Raw genomic sequence first — 19,672 nt, 5'->3', positions numbered from 1 at the left:
AACGATACTCGCGATCAGACGACGAAACGGCGATTGAAGTCAGTCAGGAATTCACCGATTCTGGTTTCAAGATCCTTGGTGATCTGCCGCTCTGTCCGCAGCCCCTGAATGAGATCCTTCGCGGGACCACGCAGCTCACCAAGCAATTTGTTTTCCCACGGGACAACCTGATCAACGGCAATACCGTCGATGTAACCACGGGTGCCGGCAAACAGGACAATCACCTGCTCTTCAACTGCCAGAGGCGAGGATTCGGGCTGTTTGAGCAGTTCGACAAGACGCGCCCCACGAGCCAGCTGTTTCTGCGTCGCCGGATCGAGATCCGAGGCAAACTGCGAGAAGGCAGCCATTTCACGGTACTGGGCCAGTTCGAGTTTAATTTTACCGGCAACCTGTTTCATCGATTTGATCTGCGCGGCCGATCCGACGCGGGACACGGAACCACCGACGTTCACGGCAGGACGGATGCCACGGTAAAACAGATCGGTCTCAAGGAAGATCTGACCATCGGTGATGGAGATGACGTTAGTCGGGATGTAAGCCGCGACGTCACCTGCCTGGGTCTCAATAACAGGCAGGGCTGTCAGTGAGCCGGCGCCGTTCTTGTCGGACATCTTCGCTGCGCGTTCCAGCAGGCGGGAATGCAGATAGAAAACGTCACCCGGATACGCCTCGCGTGCCGGCGGACGACGCAGCAACAGAGACATCTGGCGATAAGCCACAGCCTGCTTCGACAGGTCATCGTAGCAGATCAGGGCATGCATGCCGTTGTCACGGAAATATTCACCCATTGAACAGGCGGAATACGGCGCGAGATACTGCATCGGAGCCGGATCGGAAGCCGTTGCGGCGACGACTATGGAGTAAGCCATCGCACCACGCTCTTCGAGTGTGCGCACCAACTGGGCAACAGTGGACCGCTTCTGCCCGATGGCGACATAGATGCAGTACAGCGACTTCTTGTCGTCACCGAGCGCATTCACATCTTTCTGGGCAAGAATGGTATCGAGCAGAATGGCGGTCTTACCAGTCTGACGGTCACCGATCACCAGCTCACGCTGACCGCGGCCGACAGGAACCAGCGCGTCAATCGCCTTAATGCCGGTCTGCATCGGCTCACTGACCGACTGGCGCGGCATAATGCCTGGCGCCTTGATTTCGGCCGGTTTGAGCGTGACGTCTGTGAGCGGACCCTTGCCGTCGATCGGGTTACCGAGACCATCGACGACGCGACCGAGAAGACCCTTACCAACAGGAACCTCAACGACCGCACCGGAGCGGTTTACGGTATCACCTTCACGGATTTCCGTGTCGGAACCGAAGATAACGATACCGACGTTATCGTTTTCGAGGTTCAGCGCCATGCCTTTCTGGCCGGCGGCCGGGAAATCGACAAGCTCACCGGCCATGACGTTCTGAAGGCCATAGACACGGGCAATACCGTCTCCGACCGACAGGACCGTACCGGTCTCGGCAATTTCAGATGCCGTATCGAACGAAGCGATCTGCTGCTTGAGGATATCCGAAATCTCGGCGGGACGAATTTCCATCACGCGGCTCCCTTCATGGCATAATGCAGGCGGACAAGGCGGGACTGCAGGCTGCTGTCAAACAGGCGCGGACCAACGCGAACCACGAGACCACCGAGGATCTCCGGGTCTACGCGCTCCTGAAGATTGACACGCGAATAGCCTGCTTCGGCGAGCTTACCCTGTAGCTGAGCACGCTGCGCCGTGGTCAGCGCTTCAGCGCTGACCACTTCAGCGGTCATTTCACCACGCCGGGCAGCAGCCACGGCGGCAAAAGCCGCGAGAATTTCACGTAGACGGGACAGACGACGATTATCTGCAATCACGCCGACAAAGCTGGTAACGGTTTGCCCGAAGCCCTGCTGCGTCAGAATAGCGAGAATGGCTTTCCGGGAGTCCCTGATATCGAGCCGGGCATCACCAAGCACGAACCGCAGTTCCTGACTTTCATCGATCAGACGCGCAAGAGCATCAGTCTCAGACAAAACGTCATCAAGCTGCTGGCGATCGGCGGCAAGCTCGTACAGCGCAGTCGCATATCGCCCCGCAAGACCGCCGGCCCCAACAGGGGATTGAGGTGCGGAACGGGTACTCGTTACGGCAGTGGCCACGTTTGGCTCTTCCCCTTCTGCGTTCCCCAGGCGCGCCAGCAGACGTGATGCCGGGGTGGGCTATACCGGACCCGAGCACACGCCCGGTCGCAATTTGTTATTGGCGCGGCCTCTAGCATGGAGACCCGGACCACGCAACAGAGCAGACCCGGGCTTTTTGGGACATACCCGTCAGATTCTGTCCGGCGAGAAACATCCGGCGAGAAACTCTGCCGCACAGGATTTCACATTCGGGCATCCGGCAAAACTTTGTCAGAAAAGCCGGATGCAACACGGGCCGCAGATTCCTGAGCACGGCGACCTGTCGCGATAACGCCACACATGCTCACGGCGACTCCGAGAAAGACAGACATCCAGAACACGGGATGAACTGTGGCGAGAAAATCGTCAGTGAAATTATGCACGCCGGCATGGCCATTCCGCACGCTTCCGGCCACCGCGACACCGAGTGAAGCGCCGATCTGCCTGCTGGTCGAAGCAATGGCCGCCGCCAGCCCTGCCCGCTTGCGGGGCATGCCGGAAACGGCAGCATTGGTGATTGGCGCGTTGCACAGGCCGAATCCGGCCCCTACCAGCAGATAGGCGAGGGTCAGTTGCCACTCTGGCATACCCGCGGTGAGACCCGTCATCAGGAGAGATCCCAGCGCCAGCCCGATTCCGGACAGCATAAGCGGCAGCCGTGCGCCGCGGGCAGCGACAAGCCGGCCGGACAGCGGAGCCGCGACCATGACGGCGATGGCCAGCGGCATCAGTCTCAGACCTGCCTGGCGAGGCAGCAGCCCCCTGACGTCCTGCAGATAAATGGTGTTGAGAAACAGGAGCGAGGAAAAGATGGCAAAACACAGCACAGCCAGAACGGTTGCGAGCGCAAAGGGGATCGAACGGAAAAGCCGCAGATCGAGCATTGGATTCGCACGGAAGAGTTCAACAAGGATAAATCCTCCCGCCGCGACGAAAGAGAGCGCGAGCAGACTCACCGTCCAGGCACCGCCCCATCCGGCATCCGGCCCTTCAATAAGGGCCGCCACAAGACAGGCGGAGGCCGCGCCTGCCAGGAACTGAGCCGGAAAATCGAGCGGCGGCCTGACTGATGCCCGCGATTCGGGAACGAAGCGCAGCGTCATAATCAGAGCGACAAGACCGATCGGCAGATTGATCCAGAAGACAAAGCGCCACCCGATCCAGTCACTTACAAATCCGCCGACTATTGGACCGAGTGCAAGAGCAGCTCCCGACATCATACCCCAGATTCCGATTGCACGGGCTCGTTCGCGAGGGTCGAGGAAGGTATTGGCGATAATCGACAAAGCGACCGGATTCATCATGGCGCCACCCACGCCCTGAAAGACGCGCGCCAAGATCATCTGAGTTGTGGATGTGGCGAATCCGCAAAATGCAGAACCAAGACAGAACGTCACGACACCGGTGAGGAACACGCGCCGACGCCCGATACGATCCGCAACTGAACCCGCCAGCATGAGAAAGGCCGCCACCACCAGAGTATAGGCGTCCACGATCCACTGCAGACCGGAGATACCGGCACCGAATGCGTGACGAATCGAAGGCAGGACGACGTTGACGATCGTCACGTCCATCGTCACGAGCAGGAGACTGAGGCAGCAGGATGCGAGAATGAGCCAGCGTCGATCACGCGTTACGAGGCCATTCATGATGTCAGCCGTTCCGGTCGGGGCGAACCGGACCAGCGGCTTTTTTATGAGGAGTCACCTCTGAACCGGCGTCAGAGACAAACCACTACGGACCGCGACCCGCTTACAGCCAGAAAAATCAGGAGAGAAACTGGAGCGGGCGAAGGGAATCGAACCCTCCTAAGAAGCTTGGAAGGCTACTGCATTACCACTATGCTACGCCCGCGTCCCGGTCGGCTTATACTACATCTCACGCAAATGAGGCAAGCCATCGGGTTCGTGAAAAAATACGGCCTGTTTACTATGCCGAAAATGCCGGAAAACGTTGACTCGCAGGGTTACATGGGATCAGGCGGAAGCAAAGTTTGCGCCTCCCCCTCTTGACTTTGGACGTGCAACATATTCTTTTCCGCGGCCTGCGCCCGGTTCGCGCGGTGAACAGATGAAGCGGCTTTCGCTGCTTCAGATGGTCTCCGCAGGGCGGTTCTGCAGGGGTGTAGCTCAATTGGCTAGAGCGCCGGTCTCCAAAACCGGAGGTTGTGGGTTCGAGACCCTCCACCCCTGCCAAACCCGCCTGGTCAGACATCCGGTGGGAAGCATCTCCCTTCGGTCTGATCCCCGCTTCGGGTGAGAGTGTAGCAACCGGACCGGCAGTCGCTGGCTTCGGACGAATCAGGCTGATAGCACATGCGGGTGATGAACCGGACGTGCCAAGGCTGCGTGAGAAGGGTTGTAAGTGTCTGTCAGTCCGGTGAAATTTCTGCGTGACGTGGAGGCTGAAGCGCGGCGCGTTACCTGGCCGTCCCGGAGAGCGACGCTGGTGACGACAGGCGCGGTGCTCGCGATGGCTACGCTCGCTTCTATTTTCTTTTTCGTCGTCGACCAGGTTATCGGCCTCGGCGTTCGTGAACTTTTCGGACTGGGAGGTTAGAAGACCGGCATGGCCAAGCGTTGGTACGTCGTGCACGTCTATTCGGGTTTCGAGAAGAAGATCGCGAGCCACATCATGGAGCAGGCGGCCCAGAAAGGGCTTGCCGATCACATTGATCAGGTGCTCGTCCCGTCTGAGGACGTTGTTGAAGTTCGTCGTGGTCAGAAGATCAGCTCCGAGCGGAAGTTCTTTCCTGGCTATGTGCTGGTCAAGATGGATCTGACGGATGAGAGCTGGCATCTGGTCAAGGACACACCAAAAGTAACTGGCTTTCTTGGCTCGAAGACGCGACCAAGCCCGATCCCTGAGGCTGAAGCTGAACGGATCATGAAGCAGGCTCAGGAAGGCGTCGAACGTCCGCGTTCGTCTGTTACTTTCGAAGTCGGTGAGCAGGTTCGTGTGGCTGATGGTCCGTTCACATCGTTCAATGGTGTGGTGGAAGAGGTTGACGAAGATAAAAATCGCCTCAAGGTCAGTGTTTCGATCTTTGGCCGCTCGACCCCGGTGGATCTGGAATACAGCCAGGTCGAGAAGCTCTGACGCTGTCGATCCGTTCCTGACGGCACGCACTGGCATGCCGGAAGAGAGGCTGACTTAAAAAAACCCGCCCCGATCGTGCTGATCCGGGCGGGTTTTTTATGATGGCGACGGAATGGCGGTCTGTTGCAGATCACCATTCCATGAAGACATCAGATGAGGGACTGCGACTTGCTCAGGACGGCATTGCACAGCTTCTTGCGAACACCTTCCTTCAGCGATGCCAGCGAAAGCTGATTACCGTTGCCAACCTGAAGGAGACCCTGCTGACCGGCGGTGTAAGACGTGTCGCTTGTGACATTCGACTTGCCGGTAAGTGAGTTCAGTGTGGAAGTGGCTGTTGAACCGCTGACGATGTTGTTCTGGACGCAGTAGCTCAGAATACCGGTTACGTTACCGGTGCTGGCGGAAGACAGCGAGGGCAGGCCCACAGAGCCCAGAAGCCCGGACGTGCCTGATGTGGTCGTTCCGCCAAGTCCTGTCTGTCCAAGCGCGCCCTGGAGCGCGCCCTGTTCCGCGCCCTTCGCGAGACCGCCAAACGACTGGGCATGTGCGACTGACGCGCCGGTCAGTGCCAGGCCGCCGGCAAGTGCGAGGGCGCAAAAACGACGAACGATCATGGGAATCCCCTTTTTAACTGACTGATCCGGCGGAGTTGCCTCCGGCCTGATCTCCGCGCTCCTATGAGCGCGCAATACGGCAGGAAGGCGGCATCAATCAGCCACTTTTGCCACGGCCGACCGGGCTTTCGTGACATATGGCAACACAGATGCCCTCACTCCTGACCCGCAATCGGGTGCCATGCTCTTCCGTCTCGTGCAAGAAGTTCGTCCGCACCGCCGGGTCCCGCTGACCCGGCTTCATACAATTCCGGTGCGGTTTTCCCCTCACGCCAGCCAGCGAGAACAGGTTCAACGGCTGACCACGCTGTTTCGATATTATCGGCACGCTGGAACAGCGTCGCATCCCCGCAAAGGCAGTCGTAAAGCAGGGTTTCGTAACCGACATTTGGTTCACGGACGAAGAAATCAGGATAGCGAAATCGTGACTGCACATCGACGAGCCGCATTTCGGGGCCGGGCTTTTTGGCGCCGAAGCAGATCGTCACGCCCTGAACGGGCTGGACATTCAGAATCACGCGGTTGGGCGGAGGAGAATGAGCGTGAGCAGAGGGAAACAGCGTGAGGGGCGGAACACGGAATTCGACCACGATTTCGGCCAGCCGGTTTGACATGGCTTTGCCGGTCCGGATGTAGAACGGGACGCCGGCCCATCGCCAGTTCTGCACTTCCAGCTTCATTGCGACGTAGGTTTCCGTGTCGCTGTCGGCCGCGACGCCGGGACTGTCCCGATAGGCAGTAACCGGTTTGCCTTTAACGGTTCCTGCTGCGTACTGACCGCGCACCACATCTTCCGGCTTAATCGGCAGGATCGACTCAAACAGGGTCTGTTTTGAGGTTCTGACTTTCTCCGGCGCGAAACTGGCGGGAGGCTCCATGGCGATCATGGCCAGGAGCTGGAACAGGTGATTGGGCACCATATCCCGCAAAGCGCCCGTCGCTTCGTAAAAAGCGGCGCGGGATTCGACCGTAACCGTCTCTGCCGCCGTGATCTGGATGTTGTCGATGTAATCACGGTGCCAGATCGGTTCGAAGATCACGTTGCCGAACCGCATGGCGAGGATATTCTGGACGGTTTCCTTGCCCAGGAAGTGATCGACGCGGAAGATCTGCTCTTCTTTCAGGACCGCGAGAATATGGCTGTTGAGATCTTTCGCGGATTGCAGATCCGTCCCGAAGGGTTTTTCGATCACGACGCGGCGGAACATGCCGTCAGGTTCTTCAGTCAGCCCGGCTTTTCCCAGCGCTTCGATGGCCGGGGCGAAAAAGCGGGCCGGGACAGCGAGATAGAAAACGACATTTCCGTCAATGTCACTGCCGATATCGCGCAGCGCAGCCGGATCGGTGAAATCCGCGCGAACGTAACTCAGGCGCTCTGCGAGCCAGGTCCATACGGTTTCATCGATCTTCGGGGTGTAGAATTCAGCGGTGGGGTCCTTTGTGAAGTTCTCCATCATCCCGGTGAGACCGGCACGCCATCCATCGGTGGTGTCTTCCGCGCGGTCGATGCCGATGACCCTGAAACGATCGGGCAGCAGGCCTGAAACCTTCAGATCATAAAGAGCCGGAACCAGCAGGCGTTTTGTCAGATCTCCATGTGCTCCGAAGATCACGAGTGTGCAGTCGGGCGCGGATCTGACGCCGGAGGGGGCGACCGGCTGATCAGTCTGAGCGAAGGTTGAAATTCTCGCACGGGGCATCAGGTACCCTTCCTTCATCGTCGACGGGTGTCCGGCCGGCTGTGAGCAAAGGAGCGCGGACGATCGGGGCGCCCGGATAAACCTTTCACGCTCCCCCGTCTTGCTCTAGGTGTCACGTCGCCATTCTGCGTGGAACGTGGAGAGATAGGGGAACAGGGATGGGTTATCGGGTAGCGGTCGTCGGCGCGACGGGAGCGGTCGGACGTGAGATACTTAAGACGCTCCACGAACGGGAGTTCCCTGTTGACGAGATCGTGGCTCTGGCCTCGCCGCGTTCGACGGGTCGCGAGGTGTCGTTTGGCGACCGGACGCTGAAGGTCGCGAACCTGGAGACATTCGATTTCACTGGCTGGGATGTTGGCCTGTTTTCACCGGGAGGCGCGGTTTCGGCTGTTCACGCGCCCCGTGCGGCCAAGGCCGACTGCATGGTGATCGACAACACGTCACATTTCCGTATGGACCCGGATGTTCCTCTGGTTGTGCCTGAGGTGAACCCGGATGACGTCAAGAAGGCGAAACGGCGGATCATTGCGAATCCGAACTGCTCGACGATTCAGATGGTTGTGGCCCTGAAGCCGCTGCACGATCTGTTCACGATTAAACGTGTCGTTGTGTCCACCTACCAGGCGGTTGCCGGCGCGGGGAAGGACGGCATGGACGAGCTGTTTTCGCAGACCAAGGGCAGTTTTGTCGGTGATCCGCCGACGATCGAGCAGTTTCAGAAACAGATCGCCTTCAACTGTATTCCGCAGATTGACCGCTTCATGGATGATGGTTTCACGAAAGAAGAGTGGAAGATGGCCGTGGAGACACGGAAGATTCTCGACCCTGAGATTGCCGTGCTTGCGACCTGCGTGCGTGTGCCGGTCTTTGTGGGGCATTCTGAATCTGTTTCTGTTGAATTTGAGGAGCCTGTGGATCTGGAGCGCGCGCGCGAGGCGCTGCGTGAGGGAGAAGGCGTAGTACTGGTCGATCAGCGCCACGACGGGGGGTATGTCACGCCCATTGAATGCGTCGGGGAAGATGCGACCTATGTTTCGCGTCTGCGCATTGACCCGACGGTTCCGAACGGACTCGCTTTCTGGTGCGTCTCGGACAACCTGCGGAAGGGTGCGGCGCTGAACGCTGTGCAGATCGCGGAACTCACGATTGCGTTTGATATGCTGGGCAAGAGGCGCTGATCCCTTTTCGGTGATCGACGGGCAGAGCAGAACCGGTATGCACCGGCAGTCTGCTCTGCCGTTTTTCGCTCCGGCGTTCTCTCTGAATAGATAGCAGGGGTTTTATACGATTCGGTGGCTATGAGGCTGCCTCCGGGGGTAATCCGCGGACCCGGCGACCGGCTTGCGGGCGCAGACAACTGCGGAAATTATCAAATAAAACGTGAGCCTACCTCTCGGTCTCGTGTTTCTCTGTCGAATTGACCCTCGCACCCCTGCGGCGTAGGACCGATTCCTGACTGGCGCCGGCTTCTTGCGGCGTTTTTTCTACACAGAGACGGCGAGGCGACGATGCAGGATGTCCGGGAAGCGCTCTATGTCGGGAGCCGAAGTGACGGCACATTAATCCGACGACCCATGTCACCGCATCTTCAGGTTTATAAGATGCGCCTGTCGATGTTTCTTTCGATATCGAACCGTATTACCGGCGTGGCGGCAACCGCAGGATCGGCACTGGGAGTTGCCTGGCTTGCGGCTCTGGCAAAGGGGCCGAAATCCTTTGCTTCGGCACGCAGGATAACAGCTCATCCACTCGGGCAGCTTATTCTCGCCGGGTGGATCTTCTCTCTGGTCTGGCACACTGTTGGCGGTCTGCGTCACTTTATCTGGGATGCCGGCCAGCGTGACGACAAGAAATCCGTGAACGAAGACGGTCCGGTTGCTGTCGGCGTGATTGCCGGTGTCGGCGTGACGCTGGCCGTGGCTCTGCTGGGCGTCTCCTGCTGTCGTGCACACGGTCGTGCGAAGTTGAGGAAGGCCTCCTGAGATGAATGCACCGGTTTCACCGCGTCACGATGTGATGCGTTCCCAGCTCGGCCGCGCACGCGGTCTTGGCTCGGGTCACTCAGGCACTGGCCACTGGATTGCGGAGCGGGTGTCGGCGGCGACGCTGCTGCCGCTCTCCGGCTGGTTTGTCGTGCAGATGTTCCGCCTGGGCGGTGCCGACTATGAGGACGTCGCGAAATGGGGTGGCAAACCTCTGAACGCGACGATGCTCTCGGCTCTCGTCATCTCGAGCTTTTACCATGCTGAAGTCGGCCTTCAGGTAATTGTGGATGACTATGTGCATGGCAAGGCTCACGTCCCGGCCAAATTTGGGGTGCGGTTTGTTACCGGCCTGCTCGGGCTTCTGGGTGTGGTCGCCGTGCTGAAGCTTGCGCTCGGCAGGCCGGCTTCGAAAGCCTGATTGCTATTCCTCCGGCTCCGGCATGGCCCGCGGGCGATGCCGGAGCCGTTTTTCGCTGAAGTATGACAGGTCGCAAGACAACGGGAGCGCCGTCAAAATGAATGCTATTTCCTCTCCATCTCGGGGAGCCTACCGCATCGTCGATCACGCCTATGACGTGGTGGTTGTCGGCGCTGGTGGCTCGGGTCTCCGCGCTACACTCGGTATGGGTGCCGCTGGTTTGTCCACGGCCTGTATCACCAAGGTCTTCCCCACACGCAGTCACACCGTGGCCGCTCAGGGTGGCATTGGAGCCTCGCTGGGCAACATGGCTGAAGATAACTGGCGCTGGCACATGTACGACACCGTAAAGGGGTCGGACTGGCTGGGTGACCAGGATGCCATTGAATATATGTGCCGCGAGGCGGTGCCTTCCGTTTACGAGCTTGAGCACTTTGGTGTGCCATTCTCCCGCACGGAAGACGGCAAGATCTATCAGCGCCCGTTCGGCGGCCATATGAGCGACTTCGGCAAGGCGCCGGTGCCGCGTGCCTGTGCTGCCGCTGACCGCACGGGCCATGCGATTCTGCACACGCTGTATCAGCAGTGCCTGAAGCACAACGTCGAGTTTTTCGTTGAGTATTTCGCGCTTGACCTGATCATGGACGAGAGCGGCGAATGTCGTGGTGTCATGGCCTGGTGTCAGGATGATGGTACGATCCACCGCTTCAATGCGAAGATGGTTGTGCTGGCGACGGGTGGCTATGGCCGCGCCTACCAGTCCTGCACCTCGGCACATACCTGCACCGGCGACGGTGGTGGCATGGCGATGCGGGCCGGGATTCCGACGCAGGATATGGAATTCGTACAGTTCCATCCGACCGGCATTTATCCGGCGGGCTGTCTGCTGACAGAAGGCTGCCGTGGTGAGGGTGGTTATCTGACCAACTCCGAGGGCGAGCGCTTCATGGAGCGTTATGCGCCGACGGCTAAGGATCTGGCATCCCGTGACGTTGTGTCACGCGCCATGACCGTTGAGATGCGGGAAGGGCGGGGCTGTGGTCCGAAGAAGGACCACATGATGATGCATCTGGAGCATCTGGGCTCTGACCTGCTTCATGAGCGTCTGCCGGGCATCATCGAGACCTCGCGTGTGTTCGCGGGTATTGATGTGACGAAGGAGCCGGTGCCGGTTCTGCCGACGGTGCATTACAACATGGGCGGCATTCCGACGAACATTCACGGTGAGGTTGTCCGTCCGACGGAAGACAATGTGGATGCTGTCGTTCCGGGTCTGATGGCTGTTGGCGAAGCGGCGTGCGTGTCGGTTCATGGTGCGAACCGTCTGGGCACGAATTCGCTGCTGGATCTGATCGTGTTCGGTCGTGCTGCTGCAAGACGCGCGGCTGAAATTGTTAAACCGACCGATTTTGCGAAGCCGCTGCCGGCTGGTGCGGGTGAGCAGGCTCTGGATCGTCTTGACCGGGTTCGCAATGCGAAAGGAGGCACGCGGGTTTCCGAACTGCGTGACCGTTTGCAGCGCGATATGCAGATGCATGCTGCGGTGTTCCGCACCGAAGAGAGCCTGAAGGAAGGCTGTGACAAGATCCGCGAGATCTGGACGGCGAAGGGCGACATGTCGGTGGCCGACCGGTCGCTGATCTGGAACAGCGATCTGATGGAAGCGCTGGAGTTCGATAATCTCCTCGCTAACGCGACTGTCACGCTTGAGAGCGGCCTGGTTCGTCATGAGAGCCGTGGTGCTCATGCCCGTGATGATTTCCCGGATCGCGATGACAAGGACTGGATGAAGCACAGTGTGTCCTGGCTGGACGACAAGGGCGGCACGAAGCTGAGTTATCGCCCTGTGCACATGAAGACGCTGACTGACGACGTTCAGGTCTTCCCGCCGAAGAAGCGTGTTTACTGATCTGCCGTGATGAACGGACGAATTAAGGGAGGCTAAGATGGTCGAACTGAGACTTCCGCGGAACAGCACGGTGGGTAAGGGACAGTTTTTCCCTGCGCCGGCCGGTGCGAAGACTGTGCGGACTTTCAAAATCTATCGCTGGACGCCGGATGATGACAAAAATCCGGTGATGGATGCTTATGAGGTCGATCTGGATGCGATCGGTCCGATGGTTCTGGATGCGTTGATTCACATCAAGAACGACATTGATCCGACGCTGACGTTCCGCCGGTCCTGTCGCGAGGGTATCTGCGGCTCCTGCGCGATGAACATTGATGGCGAAAACACGCTGGCGTGTCTGAAGCCGATCAAAAGCATGGAGGGGGACATCATGATCAATCCCCTTCCCCACATGCCGATTGTCAAGGATCTGGTTTCCAATCTTGACGGGGCCTATGCGCAGCTTCGCGCTATTGACCCGTGGATCCAGGCTGACAGCCCGCCGCCGCCGGACGGGGAGCGTCGTCAGTCCATTGAGGAGCGGGCGAAGCTGGATGGCATGTGGGAGTGCATTCTGTGCTTCTGCTGCACGACATCCTGCCCGTCTTACTGGTGGAATGGCGACCGGTATCTTGGTCCGGCTGTTCTGCTGGCGGCTTATCGCTGGATTGCGGATAGCCGTGACGAGCATACGGGCGACCGGCTTGATTCACTTGAAGATACCTTCAAGCTTTATGCCTGCCGTACGATCATGAACTGCACGCAGACCTGTCCGAAGGGTCTGAACCCGGCGAAGGCGATCGGACGGATCAAGGAGCTTCAGGTCGAACGGAAGCTCTGAGCGGAGTTTTGATTCTGAGGTTTCGGGCGCCGGGAGGGAAACCTTCCGGCGCTTTTTTTTGTGTCTGGTGTCATGGGTCTTCTTTCTGTCCGGGCCGCAGCAGACGTGTCTCCGGTTTGTGGGGCGAGGGGTTTTTCTTTTTGCAGGGGTATTGGTTTGTTTTGGGGACGGGATGGCTGAGAGGGGTGATTCCGTAAGGTTATGGACATTTTTGGTTCGGGATCGGAATGGCTGCGGGGACGGGTTGCAAGTGGGTTGTGCGTTTTAGCGGACGTTATTGAGAGGATTTTTTCTTTGACAGCCGTCTGTGTGGACAGGGTGGGATTCCTGGCTCAGTCGGAGGCACTGTGCCCGGGCACGCGCTCCGGCGAAGATGAGCCGATGCCGGACCATCGGCGTCGTCGGGTGTTTCGGCAACAGAGGGCTTGCGGGTCTGCGTGGTTCAGACACGGGACCAGCCAGCGTTGAGGCGGACACACAGGAAGAGAGTGCCGGGGGGGCTCTGCCCAGACCACGCCAAAGGTCGCAGACCTTTGGAAAGGCTCTGTTGTCGTTAAGTGTTGATCAGTGATTTTTCAAAGGGTTAGAAAAAGATCGGGCTCTGCCCGAACCCGGAAGGGGTCGCGGACCCCTTCACCCCAATCTGTTGATAAATAAGCATATTTCCAAAGGTCTGTGACCTTTGGTGGGTTCCAGGGCAAAGCCCTGAGAAGGTGCCTGCACCTAATGACAACAGAGCTTTTGGAAACCAGCTTATCCGGAGGGTCTGGCCCTTCACCTGTGTGAGACTGGCCGGTGCAGGACCGGGAGGAGCAAGACGGGCAGGGCTCTGCCCTGGAACCCGGCAAAGGCTCGCCTTTGCAAACCGTTTTATGATCAGCAGGCTGGGGTGCAGGGGCCTGCGGTCCCTGCCGGGTCCGGGCTGAGCCCGGCTTCTTTATGACGGTCAATCTTTTATATGGGTTGGTATTAAGCCCCCCGGAATCCCGCTCAAAGGCTTCCCGGTCACAGTTGCGGCGGTAATCCCATCCATTCGTGACTGCTCTGCGTTTTATTCATCTGCGAGAGCATGGCACAACAGCACAACGTAGCGCCTGCGACCCAAAAAAAGCAGAATACGCCACCAGACTGCCCATAACGTTATATTCCGACATCAGAACAAATGGCAGGTTCACGTGAAATTATCACAGTTCAAAGTTCTGACATTCGATTGCTACGGCACGCTGATCGACTGGGAGAGCGGTATCATTAACGCACTTCGTCCCCTGACGGATCGCGTGAGTCGCCCTCTGTCGCGGGACGAGATTCTGCAGGCCCACGCGCGCTATGAATCACGTCAGCAAAAATGGACGCCGGGACGTCCATACCCTGCGATTCTTGCCAGTGTTTATCGGCGTCTGGCTGAAGAATGGGGAGTGGCATGCGGGGTTTCGGAGGCAGAGAATTACGGGGCGTCTGTGCCATCATGGCCCGCGTTTCCGGACTCTGCTGAAGCGCTGGCCTATTTGAAGCAGCATTTCAAACTCGTTATTCTCTCGAATGTGGATTTCCGGTCTTTTTCCGGCAGCAATACACGATTGCAGGTAGAATTCGACGGTATTTATACTGCGGAAGACATTGGTTCTTATAAGCCATCTCCGCGTAATTTCGAATACATGCTGGAGTATCTGGCGGATCTTGGGCTGGAGAAGGATGATATCCTTCATACTGCCGAGAGCCTTTTTCATGATCATACGCCTGCCAATGCGTTTGGTCTTGCATCCTGCTGGATTTATCGCCGTCATGCCCAGCAGGGTTTCGGCGCGACGATGGATCCGGGGGCGATGCCGCGTATTGATTTTCAGTTCACGTCGATGGCGGAACTTGCCGAGGCGCATAAACGGGAATGTGCTGAGGGTCTCTGATCTTTCGTCAGTTATGCCAGACTACGAAGACGCTGATCTCTCCGGGATCCGTCGATGCCCGGTCCCGGCGGGGAACAGCAACCTGAACCCCGACCTGTTTTTATAAGCTGGTTTGCAAAGGCGAGTCTTTGCCGGTTTCCAGGGCGGAGCCTGCCAGTCTCACACAGGCCAGACTGCCAGACCTTCCGGTCTGATCTCTGAACTGTCTGTCCGCCGGTCTGGTTTTTCGTGGTCCGTTTTCAGGTGTTACATCCGTTATCCGGGAGTTTGGCCTGTGCGATCTGTCTGTATTACGATATTTGTTCTTACCTGTTCTTTCGCTGTTTCTGCTCAGGCCGCAGTGGCCGATGCTCCGGCGATGCGCCTGGATGCACGGGAACAGATTCCTCCCTCGCTGATCGGAGCGTGGAAGCTCTCGGCAGGGGAGTCACGCTTTCCGGAAGGGAAAGCGCCACGCATGCAGTATCGCATTTTCGACTATACGGAGCAGGGTATGCTTCTTGTCGATTATCTGACGATGACAGCGAACGGCACTCTGACGTCCGGCAACTGGACATCTGCCTTCGACGGCAGTTTCCGGCCTGAATATATGCGGCCTTACGGCGCGACACCGTTTGCGATGGTGCGGCTTGTGAAGGCAGACGATCACACGATGGATCTCGTTGCGATGAAGAACGGAGTGGTGTTTGAGACCGGGCGCCTCGTGATTGCGCCGGACGGGAAGACGCTGACTTTTACTTACCAGGCGGGTGGAAAAACCAGTGTTGCAGTCTATCATCCGTGGGATCTGATCCATTGAGCGGCGGGGCTTCAGACCGCAGGCACTCTGTGCTGAGCGGAGAGGATCGCGACCTTGGCATGGGGCGATCGATAAAGCGGCGCGATTTCATCCAGGGCATTGCCGCGGGGGGCGCGGCCCTGGCGATGGCACCAGGGGCATGGGCTCAGGAAACTTCTTCTCCGGAGCGGGATGTTTCCGGTAATTATCCGCCGCTGCGTACCGGGATGCGCGGGATGCATCCGGGGGCGTTTGAGGCGGCTCATGCCCTGCGGGACGGGGCAACTCAGCCGGTAGCGGTCAGCACGGGCGAGACTTACGACCTCGTCGTGGTTGGAGCGGGTCTGAGCGGGCTTTCCGCAGCGTGGTATTATCGGCAGGCGGCCGGGCCATCGGCGCGGATTCTGATCCTCGACAATCACGATGATTTTGGCGGCCATGCGAAACGCAACGAGTTTGTCTTTAACGGTCGCAAGCTGGTAGCGACAGGCGGCTCGGCCTATATGGTGGCGCCCCGGAGCTGGACGCGCGATGCGATCGGGCTGATTGATGCTCTTGGGATAGACTGGCGCGGAGGAAAACAGAGGAGCGGCGGCGCGGCGAAGGCGGCTGGTCTTCGTCCCGGAGTTTTCTTCAATGAGGCAGTCTATGGCCGGGATATGCTGGTTCGGGACGGCGATCTGATGAAGCCGACACATGAGTTTCTCGCGCGGACTCCCCTTCCCGCTTCGCTGCAATCAGAGATTTTCCGGCTGGCTCACGGAACGACCGATTATCTGGCCGGCCTGACGGCGGATGAGAAAATCGCGCGGCTCAGATCCATCAGCTACCGGACCTACCTGCTGGATGTTGCGAAATTTTCTCCGGAGATTCTGCCCTTCACGCAGGGGGTCTGGTGCCTTGGAAATGACATCGCCAGTGCCTGGCTTGCTTTTTTCCGTGGCAAGCCAGGTTTTGCGGGGCTTGGTCTGTCCGTACCGCGGGGCTCTCCTGAAAGTCCGGAAGAAGAGGCTGAAGATGTGGTTCTTCCGGCTGGCAATTCAGACATCGCGCGGCTGATTGTCCGCTCGCTGATTCCCGAAGCACTGACTGCCGGATCCTGGGAGAGTGTGGAGGGGTCGCGGGTCAATTATGGGACGCTCGACAGGACAGGGTCTCCGACGCGTATCCGGCTCAGCAGTATTGTTGTGAATGCGCGGCATGTGGGGCCGAAACCACATCAGTTCGAGCCGGACGGCCGTGAAGTCGTGGTTTCCTATATGCATGGAGGGAAATGCTGCTCAGTCAGGGCGCAGAATGTCGTGATGGCGGGGATGAACAACATGATCCCTTATATCTGCCCAGACATACCGGGCGCTCAGGCGACAGCCCTGCATATGGCGGTGCGGGCCTGTAACCAGGCGACGAATGTGCTGTTTCGGAACTGGGAGGCCTTTGCGAAACTGAAGACCGGCGGCATGATCTGTCCGAATGCGTTCTATGGCAGAATACTGCCTGAGTTACACCCTGCTGCCGGCTCGGTACCGGGGGTGGACGATCCGTCGCAGCCGGTGGTCGTGTCGTTTGCGACGGCTGCGAATTCCGGGATTGCGGCCAATCCGACGATGATGAGTGAGTTGTTGCATGGCGCAATGCCTTCTCCCGGCACACCGATGGACGATCAGTTCCGGGCGATCCGGGCGGGCCTGTTGCAGGCTCCCTTCTCGCAATTTGAACGGGCGGTGAGGAAGCAGGCGGCGGGGGCGCTTGCGGGAGGCGGTTTTGATCCGGCGCGTGATATTCTGGCGATAACGGTCAATCGCTGGCCGCATGGGTTTGCGACGGGGCGGAATGTGCTGTTTGATCGGACGGGTCCGGACGATGTGTCGCCGACGATTATTGCGAAGCAGAAATTCGGGCGGATTGCGATTGCGAATTCGGATTCTTCGGGGGTCGGGATCGCACAGACGGCGATTGATGAGGGATGCCGGGCGGTGCGGGATCTTCAGCCCCGTGTCTATGGCTATTACGAAACGGTGTGAGGGCGTGGTCTGTTTCGCTGAACGGGAGGAAAGGTTACCAGAGGCTGTGGACCTGTGGTCCCTGCCGGGTTCGGGCAGAACCTTGCCAGCCGCACACATCAAAAGCCATCACCTCTGGTGTTACTATGTGGTACCTGACTCTTTCTTCCGAAGAGGGCACGTATTTTATTTCTTGTGACTGAACCTGAAACAGGTGGAGTTTATGTCGGAACAGATTCCTTTTGACACGTTTCTTGCGGTGGATGTGCGGGTTGGCACAATCCTGCGCGTTGAGGCTTTCCCCGAGGCACGCAAGCCGGCGTGGAAGCTGGAGATTGATCTCGGTCCTGAGATCGGCGTTAAAAAATCCAGTGCACAGATAACGGATTTGTATACTCAGGCGGATCTGACGGGATGCCAGGTTGCGTGCGTTGTCAATCTTGGATCCCGGCGGATTGGTCCGTTCATGTCGGAGGTTCTGACGCTTGGTTTCCCTGATGCTGAAGGGCGTGTCGTGCTGGTGAAGCCGGACAAGGTGGTGCCGAACGGAAGCCGGCTGTTCTGAGTCTGTCCGGCGGTGTGTGCTGGCATCTTCTCAGGGCTTTGGCCTGGAACCCGCCAAAGGTCCCGGACCTTTGGAAACCATTTTATTATTAATCAGTCGGGGTGCAGGGGCCTCCGGTCCCTGCCGGGTCCGGGCAGAGCCCGGATTCCGCCAGCTTTTTGAAAAATCACTGATCAGAACTTAACACCAACAGCACCTTTCCAAAGGTCTTTGCCCTTTGCCGGGTTTCAGGGCTGAGACCCTGACAATCTATACGGATCAAAGCTCAACCCCGCTGATATGAGAGGTTGATGCCATCACCCCCGCTTCGACAGACGATGACCGAGCCGGTTCAGGGGCCGTTCAACCCATTGAAAGAGCAGATGACTGAGCGGAAGAGCGATCAGGAGGGTCAGCGCGAGAACGAGACCTTCCCTGGTATAGACAGAGACGTTGGGAAGCAGAGGCGAGAGGATGCGTCCGGCGAGAGCGATGATGAGGAAGTGGACGAGGTAGAGGCTGAAGGAGATATCGCCTAGCCAGAGAAGTGGACGGGCCGTGAGGGCGGCGGTGATTTTTGAAGGTCTGGCGAGACCGAAGATCAGAAAAGCCGCGCAAATGCTTTCGGGGATCACGAGTTTTGGAGAGTTGAAGAATTCGCCCAGAGTTTCGGGGGAGGTAAGGAGTGTTGTGGGCAGGGAGAGGCCGATGGCGGCCAGGACGATACCGCCTCCGGTGAGGCGGATGGTGCTGGTTTGCCAGGCGCGGCAGGCAGTGATGCCGGCGATGAAGCTGAAACTGTAAAGCAGGGGCAGACCTTTTCCGCCGGCGGGAGCGAAGGCGGAGAGTGCCAGGGTTGCGAGGGCTATGGGGAGGAAGAAGCGGCCATCCTTGCGGCTGCATAGCCAGATGAAAGGGATGAACAGGGCGGCGATGAGCTCGACCATGACGGTCCAGCCCTGGGGGACGAGCACGCTGGAAAGGGACAGGAGGCATTTCAGCAGCGTTGATGCCGGGAGGGGCATGTTGTGGGGGAGGATGCCGGCCATGAACGGATCACTGGTGGCGATGGGCCAGGCGGAGACGGGCAGACGGGTGTAGAGGGCGCTGAGGAGGGTGGCGACCATCAGGGCGGGGAGGATGCGGAAGACGCGGCGGACCCAGAAGGCGGGGATGGTGCGGGGTTCGAAGGGGCGGTTGTCGAGGGAGTAGGTGAGGACGAAGCCGCTGAGGACGAAAAAGAGGGTGACAGCGGCGGGAGAGTTAAAGAGGAAGAAGACCGCGACGGTGAGGCCGTGTCCGGGGAGCGGATAGCAGGCGAGGACGTGGCGGATGACGACAGTGAGGGAAGCGAGACCGCGGACGGCCTGAAAGGCTTCGAAGCGGTAAGGCGTGGCGCCCTGCCGCGAGGCGTTGAAAGTGGCTCGCGATGGCGTCATCTGATCCCCCTGTTTGTCCGGGGGTGAGCTTTAACGGAAGGGTGAGGGGAAGCAAGAGCGGAGTCCCCTGCCCTGCCGGGCGTGGAAAGGTTCTGTTTTCGTCCGGCGTTGCACCTTCTCAGGGCTTTGCCCTGGACCCACCAAAGGTCGCAGACCTTTGGAAACCATTTTATTATTAATCAATCGGGGTGCAGGGGCCTGCGGTCCCTGCCGGGTTCGGGCAGAGCCCGGATTCTGACAACGCTTTGAAAAATCACAGATCAACACGTAACGACAACAGAGTTTTTCCAAAGGT

17 protein-coding genes and 2 tRNA genes are annotated in these 19,672 nt (G+C 58.7%); 12 read left to right on the top strand and 7 right to left on the bottom strand.

Annotation, left to right across the window (positions count from 1 at the left end; genetic code table 11):
• Positions 1–14: 14 nt before the first annotated feature.
• The 4 genes from atpA to GOB85_RS08295 form a co-directional block, all read right to left on the bottom strand.
• On the bottom strand, positions 15–1,550 hold the full coding sequence (atpA, locus tag GOB85_RS08310) for a F0F1 ATP synthase subunit alpha (protein ID WP_173577068.1): 1,536 nt from the start codon (positions 1,548–1,550) through the stop codon (positions 15–17).
• The gene (locus tag GOB85_RS08305) at positions 1,550–2,170 is read right to left on the bottom strand and encodes a F0F1 ATP synthase subunit delta (protein WP_194298722.1); all 621 of its coding nucleotides are present in this window, start codon (positions 2,168–2,170) and stop codon (positions 1,550–1,552) included. Before GOB85_RS08305 ends, atpA begins: the two co-directional genes overlap by 1 nt.
• A 194-nt stretch (positions 2,171–2,364) precedes the next feature.
• Positions 2,365–3,810: a DHA2 family efflux MFS transporter permease subunit gene (locus tag GOB85_RS08300; protein ID WP_173577070.1), complete on the bottom strand. Its 1,446-nt coding sequence runs from the start codon at positions 3,808–3,810 to the stop codon at positions 2,365–2,367.
• Between the two features lie 131 nt (positions 3,811–3,941).
• Positions 3,942–4,015: transfer RNA gene (locus GOB85_RS08295), tRNA-Gly, on the bottom strand.
• Positions 4,016–4,279: 264 nt separating this feature from the next.
• On the opposite strand from GOB85_RS08295, the gene GOB85_RS08290 reads away from it, so the two are divergent.
• The 3 genes from GOB85_RS08290 to nusG all read left to right on the top strand — a co-directional run bounded on the left by GOB85_RS08290 (position 4,280) and on the right by nusG (position 5,260).
• A tRNA-Trp gene (locus tag GOB85_RS08290) sits at positions 4,280–4,356 on the top strand.
• 169 nt (positions 4,357–4,525) lie between these two features.
• Positions 4,526–4,720 carry a preprotein translocase subunit SecE gene (secE, locus tag GOB85_RS08285; RefSeq protein ID WP_173577071.1) on the top strand — a complete coding sequence of 65 codons (195 nt, stop codon included), beginning with the start codon at positions 4,526–4,528 and terminating at the stop codon, positions 4,718–4,720.
• A 9-nt stretch (positions 4,721–4,729) separates the two neighbouring features.
• Complete coding sequence (nusG, locus tag GOB85_RS08280; RefSeq protein ID WP_173577072.1) at positions 4,730–5,260, top strand: transcription termination/antitermination protein NusG; 531 nt, start codon at positions 4,730–4,732, stop codon at positions 5,258–5,260.
• A gap of 149 nt (positions 5,261–5,409) precedes the next feature.
• Here the strand turns inward: nusG and GOB85_RS08275 are convergent, their stop codons facing one another.
• Entirely contained in the window at positions 5,410–5,877 is a 468-nt protein-coding gene (locus GOB85_RS08275; protein WP_173577073.1) for a DUF2501 domain-containing protein, read from the bottom strand.
• A 155-nt stretch (positions 5,878–6,032) separates the two neighbouring features.
• Positions 6,033–7,577 carry a glucose-6-phosphate dehydrogenase gene (gene zwf / locus GOB85_RS08270; RefSeq protein ID WP_173577074.1) on the bottom strand — a complete coding sequence of 515 codons (1,545 nt, stop codon included), beginning with the start codon at positions 7,575–7,577 and terminating at the stop codon, positions 6,033–6,035.
• 158 nt (positions 7,578–7,735) lie between these two features.
• On the opposite strand from zwf, the gene GOB85_RS08265 reads away from it, so the two are divergent.
• From GOB85_RS08265 to GOB85_RS08225, 9 genes are all read left to right on the top strand, one after another.
• Positions 7,736–8,758 (top strand): aspartate-semialdehyde dehydrogenase, encoded by a 1,023-nt coding sequence (locus tag GOB85_RS08265; protein ID WP_173577075.1) that lies wholly within the window; start codon positions 7,736–7,738, stop codon positions 8,756–8,758.
• Positions 8,759–9,088: 330 nt separating this feature from the next.
• A complete protein-coding gene (gene sdhC / locus GOB85_RS08260; RefSeq protein WP_173577076.1) occupies positions 9,089–9,562 on the top strand; it encodes a succinate dehydrogenase, cytochrome b556 subunit in 474 nt (157 codons plus the stop codon).
• Between the two features lies 1 nt (position 9,563).
• Entirely contained in the window at positions 9,564–9,983 is a 420-nt protein-coding gene (gene sdhD / locus GOB85_RS08255; protein WP_173577077.1) for a succinate dehydrogenase, hydrophobic membrane anchor protein, read from the top strand.
• Positions 9,984–10,080: 97 nt separating this feature from the next.
• On the top strand, positions 10,081–11,892 hold the full coding sequence (gene sdhA, locus GOB85_RS08250) for a succinate dehydrogenase flavoprotein subunit (RefSeq protein WP_173577078.1): 1,812 nt from the start codon (positions 10,081–10,083) through the stop codon (positions 11,890–11,892).
• Between the two features lie 37 nt (positions 11,893–11,929).
• Entirely contained in the window at positions 11,930–12,712 is a 783-nt protein-coding gene (locus tag GOB85_RS08245; protein ID WP_173577079.1) for a succinate dehydrogenase iron-sulfur subunit, read from the top strand.
• A gap of 1,175 nt (positions 12,713–13,887) precedes the next feature.
• Positions 13,888–14,616, top strand: coding sequence for a haloacid dehalogenase type II (locus GOB85_RS08240; RefSeq protein WP_173577080.1), 729 nt, complete (start codon positions 13,888–13,890; stop codon positions 14,614–14,616).
• Positions 14,617–14,890: 274 nt separating this feature from the next.
• Positions 14,891–15,415 carry a hypothetical protein gene (locus GOB85_RS08235; RefSeq protein WP_173577081.1) on the top strand — a complete coding sequence of 175 codons (525 nt, stop codon included), beginning with the start codon at positions 14,891–14,893 and terminating at the stop codon, positions 15,413–15,415.
• Between the two features lie 59 nt (positions 15,416–15,474).
• The gene (locus GOB85_RS08230; protein ID WP_173577082.1) at positions 15,475–17,415 is read left to right on the top strand and encodes an NAD(P)-binding protein; all 1,941 of its coding nucleotides are present in this window, start codon (positions 15,475–15,477) and stop codon (positions 17,413–17,415) included.
• 202 nt (positions 17,416–17,617) lie between these two features.
• Positions 17,618–17,959 (top strand): tRNA-binding protein, encoded by a 342-nt coding sequence (locus tag GOB85_RS08225; protein WP_173577083.1) that lies wholly within the window; start codon positions 17,618–17,620, stop codon positions 17,957–17,959.
• 296 nt (positions 17,960–18,255) lie between these two features.
• Here GOB85_RS08225 and GOB85_RS08220 read toward each other — a convergent pair whose 3' ends face one another.
• Positions 18,256–19,377, bottom strand: coding sequence for an acyltransferase family protein (locus tag GOB85_RS08220; RefSeq protein ID WP_173577084.1), 1,122 nt, complete (start codon positions 19,375–19,377; stop codon positions 18,256–18,258).
• Positions 19,378–19,672 lie beyond the last annotated feature (295 nt).

It is taken from the genome of Acetobacter fallax, from assembly GCF_011516735.1.
Lineage (GTDB): Bacteria > Pseudomonadota > Alphaproteobacteria > Acetobacterales > Acetobacteraceae > Acetobacter > Acetobacter fallax.
The sequence above is the reverse complement of the archived record's forward strand: the minus strand, read 5'-3'. Positions and strand labels throughout refer to the sequence as shown.